This window comes from Cellulomonas algicola (assembly GCF_003851725.1).
Taxonomy (GTDB): domain Bacteria; phylum Actinomycetota; class Actinomycetes; order Actinomycetales; family Cellulomonadaceae; genus Cellulomonas; species Cellulomonas algicola.
This window is the reverse complement of record NZ_BHYL01000355.1, coordinates 1-8,937: the sequence shown is the minus strand read 5'-3', so window position 1 is coordinate 8,937 and position 8,937 is coordinate 1. Positions and strand designations below refer to the sequence as shown.

Sequence of the window (8,937 nt, the reverse complement as noted above, 5' to 3'; positions counted from 1 at the left end):
ACGCCGCCCGCCGACGCCTCGCCGAAGGACACGCCGTCGTCGGAGCCGAAGCCCCCGGCCGAGACGCCCGCGGCCGACGACGGCGACGAGGGCACCGAGGACACCTCAGGCGTCCCGCCGACCTGCACGCCCGAGGTCCTCGCGCTCGCGATCGCCGCGACCGCCGAGTCCTTCCCCGAGGGCACGAGCCCGTCGTTCACGGTCAGCATCACCAACACCGGCACGCAGCCGTGCGTGGTCGACGCGGGCGACACGCAGCGGGAGATCGTCATCACCTCCGGTGTGGACCGCGTCTGGTCGTCGAAGGACTGCCCGGTCGCGGGCAACGAGACCCGCACGCTGCTGCTCGCGGGTGGCGCGGCCGACGAGTCGACGCTCGCGTGGAACCGGGTCCGCTCCGCCCAGGGCTGCCCGGCCGACCAGCCGACGCCCGGCGCGGGCACCTACTCGGCGGCGTTCACGCTCGCGGGTGCGACGGCCACCCCGGTCGTCTTCGGTCTCGGCTGACCGTCGACGTCCTCGGGTGGGCGCCCGGGCGCTCTCGCGGTCGACGGCCGCACCGCCGTCGCACAGCCGCGTCCCTCCGACCTTGACGACGCCGCGCACCTCCGCCATTGTTCATTGAACATGCTCATTGAACATCGTCGCTGAACACGCTGGTCGAACAGGAGGCAGCCGCCGTGGACTTCGCCAACGGACTGTGCATCCCGATGCCCGACAACGGCGCGGCGTGCCTCGCGTGGTCCGGCATCGGCGTGATCGCCTTGCTCTTCGTCGCCGTCCTCGCCGCCGCGCTCGTGCCGCTGCTCGTGAGTAGCAGGCGGACACCCACCGCGTCGCAGGTGGCCGCCCGTGCGAACCGCCACGCGACGCTCGGCTCGGTCACGGGCGCCGTGCTGCTCGTCTGGGTGCTCGGCACGTTCGCGGTCGTGCCGCTGGTCGGCAGGTTCACGGCGGACGGGCGCGTCACCGCGACGCTCCCTGCGATCGGCGGTCTCTGCCTCGTATCGGCGCAGGCGTTGGCACAGGTGACCTGGCCGCGACCGTCCGGTGCGGTCCGGCACGCCGACCTGGCTCGTCGCACCCGGAGCGACGTCGTCCCGGCCGGCGTGCACCTGCTCATGGTCGTGTGGACCGCCGCGCTCGTGGTCGCGCTGCTCGTCTTCGCGGCGGTCGCCGACACGCCGCGCACGCTCGCCCTCGACGGCGGAGCGGGGCGTGCCACCTACGGCCCGTACCCCGGGCTGTACTACGCGGTGCCGGTGGCGATCGCCGCGCTCGTCCTCGTCGTCGTGACCGAGCTCGTCCTCCGGCTCGTCGTCCTGCGACCTGCCGTTCCGGGCGTGTCGCGCGAATGGGACCTGCACCTGCGCCGGCGGTCGGCCCGGCACCTGGTGGGAGGAGCGCAGCTCGCGCTGGCCGCGTCGCTGTGCAGCGTCCTCGCCCTCGCGGGAGTCGTGCACCGCGGGGCTGGGCAGGCCGCCCTCGGGACGTCGCTGCTCGGTGCCGCAGTCGCGGTCGCCGTGGTCGCGCTCGCCGCCCTGCTGCCGCTGTCGCGCGTCCGCGCCGCGACCGCCGGCCCAGCGGTCGCGGGGGTGTCGCCGTGAGGATCACCGTCGACCTCGACAGCGCCACCCCGCAGTACGAACAGCTGCGGCAGCAGGTCGCCGCGCTCGTCCTCTCGGGAGAGCTCGCCGAGGGCGACCGTCTGCCCACGGTCCGGGCGCTCGCGACGGACCTGGGCATCGCGGCGGGCACCGTCGCCCGTGCCTACCGTGACCTGGAGGCGGCCGGCGTCGTGGCGACCCGACGCCGGGTCGGGACCGTGGTCACCGCTGCGGCGCCGACGCCGCGGCGGACACGGGAGGCGGTGCAGGGCCTGGTGGCTCTCGCGGCCCGCGAAGGGCTGACCGCGCAGGAGGTGCTGGACCTGGTCCGGTCCGAGCTGCTGGCCGTCGCTCACGACGACCAGGTCGTGGCGCGGACGTCGGCGTGAGCGACGCTGACCCGCCCCCGGTGACGCGCGGCGACGTCGTCGACTCCGACGCTCCGCCGATGGCAGATGGCGGCATCGACGTCGAGCAACCGTCGATGCCGCAGCGCGACGTGGCCGACGCCGAACGGCTCGCGCGACGCGACGCGCTGCTCCTGCGGTTGCGAACGGTCGGCGGCGCGGGGCCACGACCTCCGTGGCTCGTCCACCGCGGTGGGGCCGCACCTGTCGCGAGGTCCGAGGGTGCCTGACCGGCCGGCTCGCGCGGACGGCCGTGCGTGCCGCTCTAGACGTACCGCTCGAGGATCGACGACTCCGCGAGCCGGGACAGGCCCTCGCGCACCGCGCGCGCCCGCTGCTCGCCGACGCCGTCGACGGCCATGAGGTCGTCGATGCTGGCCGCGAGGAGCTTCTGCAGGCCGCCGAAGTGCGCGACGAGCCGGTCGACGATCGTGCCGGGCAGCCGGGGGACCTTCGACAGCAGCCGGTAGCCGCGGGGGCCGGCGGCCGCGTCGAGGGCGTCGCCGCCGCCGGGCAGACCGAGCACGCGGGCGATGTGCGCGATGTCGAGCAGCTCGGTCGACGTGAGCTCGCCGAGCGCGGCGAGGACGGTGTCGACGTCGCGGCGGTGGGTGTCGACGTAGTCGCGGATGACGAGCGCGCGGTCCGACCCGAGCCCGCCGACGAGCTCGTCGAGCTGGAGCGTGAGGAGGCGTCCGTCGGTGCCGAGCTCGACGACGTAGCCCTCGATCTCCTCGGAGATGCGGCGGACCATCTCGAGCCGCTGGACGACGGTCGACACGTCTCGGACGGTGACGAGGTCCTCGATCTCGAGCGCCGAGAGCGTGCCGCTGACCTCGTCGAGGCGGGCCTTGTAGCGCTCGAGCGTCGCGAGGGCCTGGTTGGCGCGCGACAGGATCGTCGTGGAGTCCTCGAGGACGTGCCGCTGGCCGCCGACGTAGAGCGCGATGATCCGCATGGACGCGGACACCGAGATCACGGGGAAGCCGGTCTGCTTGGCGACGCGCTCGGCGGTGCGATGACGCGTGCCGGACTCGGACGTCTCGATGGTCTGGTCGGGCAGCAGCTGCACCGCGGCGCGGACGATGCGGTCCCCGTCGACGACGACGGCGCCGTCCATCTTGGCGAGCTCGCGCAGGCGAGTCGCGGAGAACTCGACGTCGAGCTCGAACCCGCCCGAGCAGATGCTCGCGACGAGGTCGTCGAAGCCGAGGACGATGAGGGCGCCCGTGCGGCCGCGCAGGATCCGCTCGAGGCCGTCGCGAAGCTCACCGCCGGGGGCCACGGCGGCGAGGGTGGACCTGAGCAGGTCGTCGGGGGCGTGCGAGGTCGGCACCTGAGCATGGTAACGAGCCGTGTCGAGCGAGTTCCGGACGACCCGCCTGACGGGCACGACGAGTGCGGAGGTCCGCCCGTTCGCCACGCTCACAGGGCGGGCAGCTTGCGGTGGTCGACGATCGCCGTCTCGACGCCGCACGTGGTGCACCGCAGCCGGTGGACGGTGCTCTCCACGTCGGTCCAGAGCACGACGGGCTTCGGCTCCCAGACGACGTCCCGATGCGCGCAGGCCGCGTCGCCCTCGCGAGCTCCGTCGTGCTCCGCCGCCTCCCCGTGCTCGTGCTCCCCGCTCACGCGCCGATCCCGGCGGCGCTGACGGCCTGCGCGAGGTCGCCGACCTGGAGCACGCGGATGCCGTCGGGCGGGGCGACGCCGTCGAGCGACCCGGCGGGTACGACGGCCCGCGTGAACCCGAGCCGCGCGGCCTCCGACAACCGACGGCCGACGCCGGACACGCTGCGGATCTCCCCGGCCAATCCGACCTCGCCGACGGCGACGAGCCCCTGCGGCAGCGCGGTGTTCTCGCGCGAGCTGACCGCGGCGAGCGCGAGCGCGAGGTCGGCGGCGGGCTCGACGACGCGGGCGCCCCCGACGGTCGACACGTAGACGTCCTGGTCGGCGAGCCGCGCGCCGAGGCGTCGCTGCAGCACGGCGAGCACCATCGCGAGCCGGGACGAGTCGACGCCGGAGGTCGTCCGGCGCGGGTTCGGCACCGCGGACGGCGCGACGAGCGCCTGGACCTCGGTCGCGAGCGGTCGGCGTCCTTCGAGCGTGACGGTCAGGCAGGTGCCGGGGACGGCGGCGTGCGACCGCGACACGAACAGCCCGGACGGGTCGGCCAGTCCGACGATGCCGTTCTCGGACAGGTCGAAGCAGCCGACCTCGTCGGTCGGGCCGAAGCGGTTCTTGGTCGCGCGCAGCAGGCGGAGGCGGGAGTGCCGCTCGCCCTCGAACTGGCAGACGACGTCAACGAGGTGCTCGAGCGTGCGCGGCCCGGCGACGGACCCGTCCTTGGTGACGTGCCCGACGAGCACGACGGGCAGGTCGCGGGACTTCGCGGCGGCGATGACGGCGGCGGTGACCTCGCGGACCTGCGCGACGCCTCCCGCGGTGCCCTCGACGGCCGCGGACGCGATCGTCTGGACGGAGTCGAGGACGAGCAGGTCGGGGTCGACGACCTCGATGTGCCCGAGCACGGTCGCGAGGTCGGTCTCGTCCGCGAGCAGCAGCTGCTCGTGCAGCGCGCCGACGCGCCCGGCCCGCAGCCGCACCTGCCCGGCGGACTCCTCGCCGGTCACGTAGAGCACGCGACGTCCGCCACGCGCGGCCCGTGCGGCGACGTCGAGCAGCAGCGTCGACTTGCCCACGCCGGGCTCGCCCGCGAGGAGCACGACCGCACCGGGCACGATGCCGCCGCCGAGGACCCGGTCGAGCTCGTCGACGCCGGTCGGGCGGGCGCGCGCGGCCTCGACGTCGATCTCGCTGATCGGGCGCGCGGGGGAGCGCGTCGGCGCGGTCGCGACCGTGCGCGGGGCGCCGCCGCCGGGCCCGAGGTCCTCGCTCACCGTGCCCCACGCCTGGCACTCGCCGCACCGGCCGACCCACTTGGTGGCCGTCCAGCCGCACTCGGCGCAGCGGAAGCCGGGGCGGGCGCTGCGGTCGGCGCGCTTGGTGGTCGTCGTGCTCACGCCCGGCACCGTACCGACGGCCACCGACACACCCGGCTCGCCGCGCCCGACGCCCGCGCGCCACGGCGGACCGCGCTCGGCTCGCTCCACCCGGTGGCCCGCACGACGCCAGGACGGAGAGGCTTGCGTGAGTGCTGAACGGGTGTTTAGTCTGGTGAACGTGCGTTCAGCCTCCGACGACCTGACCGCCCGCGCCCGCATCCGGGACGCGGCCATCGCCCGCTGGGGCCGGGAGGGCTTCCGGGCGGGCATGCGCGCGATCGCCGCCGACGCGGGCGTCAGCGCCCCCCTCGTCGTCCACCACTTCGGTTCGAAGGACGCGCTGCGCGCCGCGTGCGACGAGCACGTCCTGCACCGCATCTTCGAGGAGAAGTCCGCGGCCGTCGCCGGCACCCCGCCCACCGACGTCGTCGCGAAGCTCGCGATGCTCGAGGAGTACGCCCCGCTGTTCGCGTACGTCGTGCGCAGCCTGCTCGACGGCGGCTCGCTCGCCGCGCGGTTCGTCGACGGGATGGTCGAGGACGCGGAGAAGTACCTGGAGGACGGCGTCGCCGCCGGCACGATCCGGCCGAGCCGCGACCCGCACGGACGCGCGCGAGCGCTCATCGCGACGACCGTCGGCACGATCGTCATGGCGCAGACCGACGCCGCCGCGGGACGCGGCCCGGCACCGACCGAGGACCCGACGGCCGCCATGAGGGCGATGTACGACAACGTGATGGTCGGCAGCCTCGAGCTCTACACGCACGGCCTGTTCACCGACAGCTCCTACCTCGACGCCTATCTCGCCTACGAGGAGAACCCCCATGAGTGACGCGATCGTCATCCGCGACCTGGTGAAGACGTTCGGTGCGAAGCGCGCGCTCGACGGCTTCGACCTCACGGTGCGGACCGGGGAGGTGCACGGCTTCCTCGGGCCGAACGGCGCGGGCAAGTCGACGACGATCCGGGTCCTGCTCGGGCTGCTGCGCGCGGACTCCGGTGAGGTGCGGCTGCTCGACGGTGACCCGTGGCAGGACGCGGTCGCGCTGCACCGCCGGCTCGCGTACATCCCGGGCGACGTGAGCCTGTGGCCGAACCTGTCGGGCGGCGAGGCGATCGACGTGCTCGGGCGCCTGCGCGGCGGGCTCGACCCGCGTCGTCGGGCGGAGCTCGTCGAGCGCTTCGAGCTCGACCCGCGGATCAAGGGTCGCGCGTACTCGAAGGGCAACCGGCAGAAGGTCGCGCTCGTCGCGGCGCTCGCGACCGACGCGGAGCTGCTGCTCATGGACGAGCCGACGAGCGGCCTCGACCCGCTCATGGAGGCGGTGTTCCAGGACGTCGTCCGAGAGGCCGCGGCCGAGGGGCGGACCGTCCTGCTGTCGAGCCACATCCTCGCGGAGGTCGAGGCGCTGGCCGACCGCGTCACGATCATCCGCCAGGGGAAGGCGGTGCAGTCCGGGTCGCTCGACGAGCTGCGCGGGCTGACCCGCACGACGGTCGTCGCCGGTGTCCGCGACGGAGCGACCGCGGAGACGGCGCTCGGCGCGCTGCCGGGCGTCCACCACCTGCGCCGCGACGACGGCCACGTCACCGCGGACGTCGACACGGCCGCGCTCGACGAGGTGCTTGCCGTGCTGCCCCGGCTCGGCGTCACCTCGCTCGTGGCGCACCCGCCGACGCTCGAGGACCTGTTCCTGCGCGAGTACAGCGACGAGCTCGCGACGCTCGGCGTGCGGGAGGGTGACGCGCGATGACGACGACGACCGCACCGGCGCGGGTACCCGCCGCCGCGGAGCGCTCCGGACGTGACGACCCGCTCGTCGGGACGGGAGCCCTCGTCCGCGTCGCGCTGCGGTTCGACCGCTGGCGCATCCTCGTGTGGGCCGTCGCCGTCGCGGGGATGGTGCAGGTCTCCGTCGACGCCCTCGCGAACGTCTACGCCGACCCCGCGACGCGCGCCGCCCGCGCCACGCTCATCTCGTCTCCCGCGGCGACCGCGCTGGCCGGCCCGGGCTACGGGCTCGGCGACTACACGCTCGGCGCGATGACGGCGAACGAGATCGCGCTGTGGGTCATGCTGCCCGTCGCGATCATGGCGATCCTCGCGGTGACGCGGCACCTGCGCGCTGCCGAGGAGGACGGCCGTCTCGAGCTCGTGCGGTCCGCCCCCGTCGGCCGGGACGCGCCGGTCGTCGCGGGGCTCGTCGCCGCGGTCGTCGCGACCCTCGCCGTCGGCGGGCTGACGTTCCTCGCGCTGCTGTCCACCGACCTCGACCCCGTGGGCTCCGCCGCGATGTGCGCGGGGGTCGTCATGGTCGGCCTCGTGTTCGCGGGCGTCTCGGCGGTCGCCTCGCAGCTCTCGTCGCACGGGCGCACCGCGTCGAGCCTCGGCATGGCGGCCCTCGGCGTCGCGTTCCTGCTGCGCGCGGTCGGCGACGTCCGCGGGCCCGAGAGCACGAGCGTCCTCACCTGGCTCTCGCCGTTCGGCTGGGCGCAGGCCACGCGCGCCTACGTCGACGAGCGCTGGTGGCCGCTGCTGATCGGCGTCGCCTTCGCGGCCCTGTGCGTGGCCGTCGCGTTCCGCCTCGTCGGGCGGCGCGACCTCGGCACCGGCCTCGTGCCCGAGCGCCTCGGCCGCCCGGCCGCGCGTCCCGCGCTCGCGGGCATGGCGGCGCTGACGCTGCGCCGGCAGACGGGCGCGATCGTGTCGTGGGGCATCGCGATCGTGCTGTGCGGCGCGCTCATCGGCGTCCTCGCCGGTGCGATCGTCGACTTCATCGAGGACGACGCGACCCTCGGCGAGATGTTCGGCAGCGGCACCGACGCCACCGCGGGCGCCTTCGCGCTCTACACGATGTTCCTCGCCGTGATGGCCGCGTCCTACGTCGTCACCGGCGTCGCGGCGGTCCGGCACGAGGAGGTCGCGACGCGCGGCGCCCGCGTGCTCGCCGGACCGGTGTCGCGGTGGCGCTGGCTCGGGACGCAGGTCGGTGTGGCGGGCGTCGCCGGTCTCGTCATCATGCTCGTCAGCGGCCTCGTCATGGGTGTCACGGCCGCGGCGAGCCTCGACGACCCCGCCCAGGTGGGCGTGCTCGTCGGCGCGGCTGCCGTCACGCTGCCCGGCATCGCGTGCGTGCTCGGGCTCGCCGTCCTCGTCTACGCCGTCGCCCCGCGACTGCTGGGGGTCGTGTGGGCGTACGTCGCCTACGTGGGTGTCGTCGGCATGTTCGGCGAGCTGCTGCCCGACGGGTCCGACGCGCTCTCCCCGTTCACCTACCTCCCCGGCCTGCCCGCCGACGAGATGGCGTGGTCGCCGGTCGTCGCCGTGACCGCCGTCGCGGCCGTGCTGCTCGCCGCCGGGTTCGCCGCCTTCCGGCGTCGCGACGTCGTCGGCTGAGCGCCCGTCGGTAGGCTGCGGAACGTCCGGCGGGCGTGCCGGGCAGGGCGAGCGATGGGAACCCGATGACCGAGACCGGCGGATCCGGCGGCAACACGAGCCCGCACTGGGGGCGGCTGGGCTGGGCGCCGACGGGTGCGACGGCTCCCGCCGACGGTGCCCCCGCGACGGCCGACGGCCCCGCGGCCGGTGGTCCGAGCACGCCGCCCCTGGTCCCCGCGGCCGTGGCCCCGGGTTCCGCGAACGCGCCGTACACGCCGACCACGACCGCGCCGTCCGCACCGGGCACGAACGCGCCGTCCGCACCGGGTGCGTCCGCGCCGTCCGCACCGGGCACGTCCGCACCGGGTACGACCGCGCCGTCCGCACCGGGTACGACCGCGCCGTCCGCACCGGGCGCGACCGCGGCGGCATCGACCGTGCCGGCCGACGCGACCGCGACCACGCCCGCGGACCCGCCGTCGGTCGCTGCGCCCCTGCCGCGGCGAACCGCCGCGGGGGCCGCGGACCCGTCTCCC

10 protein-coding genes are annotated in these 8,937 nt (G+C 75.2%); 7 read left to right on the top strand and 3 right to left on the bottom strand.

What is annotated here, in order from left to right; all coding sequences use genetic code 11:
- From CTKZ_RS18955 to CTKZ_RS22125, 4 genes are all read left to right on the top strand, one after another.
- The coding region (locus CTKZ_RS18955; protein ID WP_200829826.1) for a hypothetical protein at nt 1–507 on the top strand (507 nt) is incomplete at its 5' end.
- Between the two features lie 173 nt (nt 508–680).
- Entirely contained in the window at nt 681–1,607 is a 927-nt protein-coding gene (locus CTKZ_RS22135; protein WP_200829825.1) for a hypothetical protein, read from the top strand.
- The gene (locus tag CTKZ_RS22130) at nt 1,604–1,996 is read left to right on the top strand and encodes a GntR family transcriptional regulator (protein ID WP_200829824.1); all 393 of its coding nucleotides are present in this window, start codon (nt 1,604–1,606) and stop codon (nt 1,994–1,996) included. The genes CTKZ_RS22135 and CTKZ_RS22130 overlap by 4 nt, the downstream gene beginning before the upstream one ends.
- On the top strand, nt 1,993–2,244 hold the full coding sequence (locus CTKZ_RS22125; RefSeq protein ID WP_124344379.1) for a hypothetical protein: 252 nt from the start codon (nt 1,993–1,995) through the stop codon (nt 2,242–2,244). The genes CTKZ_RS22130 and CTKZ_RS22125 overlap by 4 nt, the downstream gene beginning before the upstream one ends.
- Before the next feature lie 35 nt (nt 2,245–2,279).
- Here the strand turns inward: CTKZ_RS22125 and disA are convergent, their stop codons facing one another.
- The 3 genes from disA to radA form a co-directional block, all read right to left on the bottom strand.
- The gene (disA, locus tag CTKZ_RS18940) at nt 2,280–3,350 is read right to left on the bottom strand and encodes a DNA integrity scanning diadenylate cyclase DisA (RefSeq protein ID WP_124344378.1); all 1,071 of its coding nucleotides are present in this window, start codon (nt 3,348–3,350) and stop codon (nt 2,280–2,282) included.
- Nucleotides 3,351–3,439: 89 nt separating this feature from the next.
- Complete coding sequence (locus CTKZ_RS18935) at nt 3,440–3,646, bottom strand: hypothetical protein (protein ID WP_124344377.1); 207 nt, start codon at nt 3,644–3,646, stop codon at nt 3,440–3,442.
- Complete coding sequence (gene radA, locus CTKZ_RS18930; protein ID WP_124344376.1) at nt 3,643–5,040, bottom strand: DNA repair protein RadA; 1,398 nt, start codon at nt 5,038–5,040, stop codon at nt 3,643–3,645. The genes CTKZ_RS18935 and radA overlap by 4 nt, the downstream gene beginning before the upstream one ends.
- Nucleotides 5,041–5,200: 160 nt before the next feature.
- Between radA and CTKZ_RS18925 the strand changes: the two genes are divergently transcribed.
- The 3 genes from CTKZ_RS18925 to CTKZ_RS18915 are packed head-to-tail and all read left to right on the top strand — an operon-like array spanning nt 5,201 to nt 8,419.
- Nucleotides 5,201–5,854, top strand: a complete 654-nt coding sequence (locus CTKZ_RS18925; RefSeq protein ID WP_200829823.1) for a TetR/AcrR family transcriptional regulator — start codon at nt 5,201–5,203, stop codon at nt 5,852–5,854.
- Nucleotides 5,847–6,776: an ABC transporter ATP-binding protein gene (locus CTKZ_RS18920; protein ID WP_124344375.1), complete on the top strand. Its 930-nt coding sequence runs from the start codon at nt 5,847–5,849 to the stop codon at nt 6,774–6,776. Before CTKZ_RS18925 ends, CTKZ_RS18920 begins: the two co-directional genes overlap by 8 nt.
- Nucleotides 6,773–8,419 (top strand): ABC transporter permease, encoded by a 1,647-nt coding sequence (locus CTKZ_RS18915; protein ID WP_124344374.1) that lies wholly within the window; start codon nt 6,773–6,775, stop codon nt 8,417–8,419. The genes CTKZ_RS18920 and CTKZ_RS18915 overlap by 4 nt, the downstream gene beginning before the upstream one ends.
- Nucleotides 8,420–8,937 lie beyond the last annotated feature (518 nt).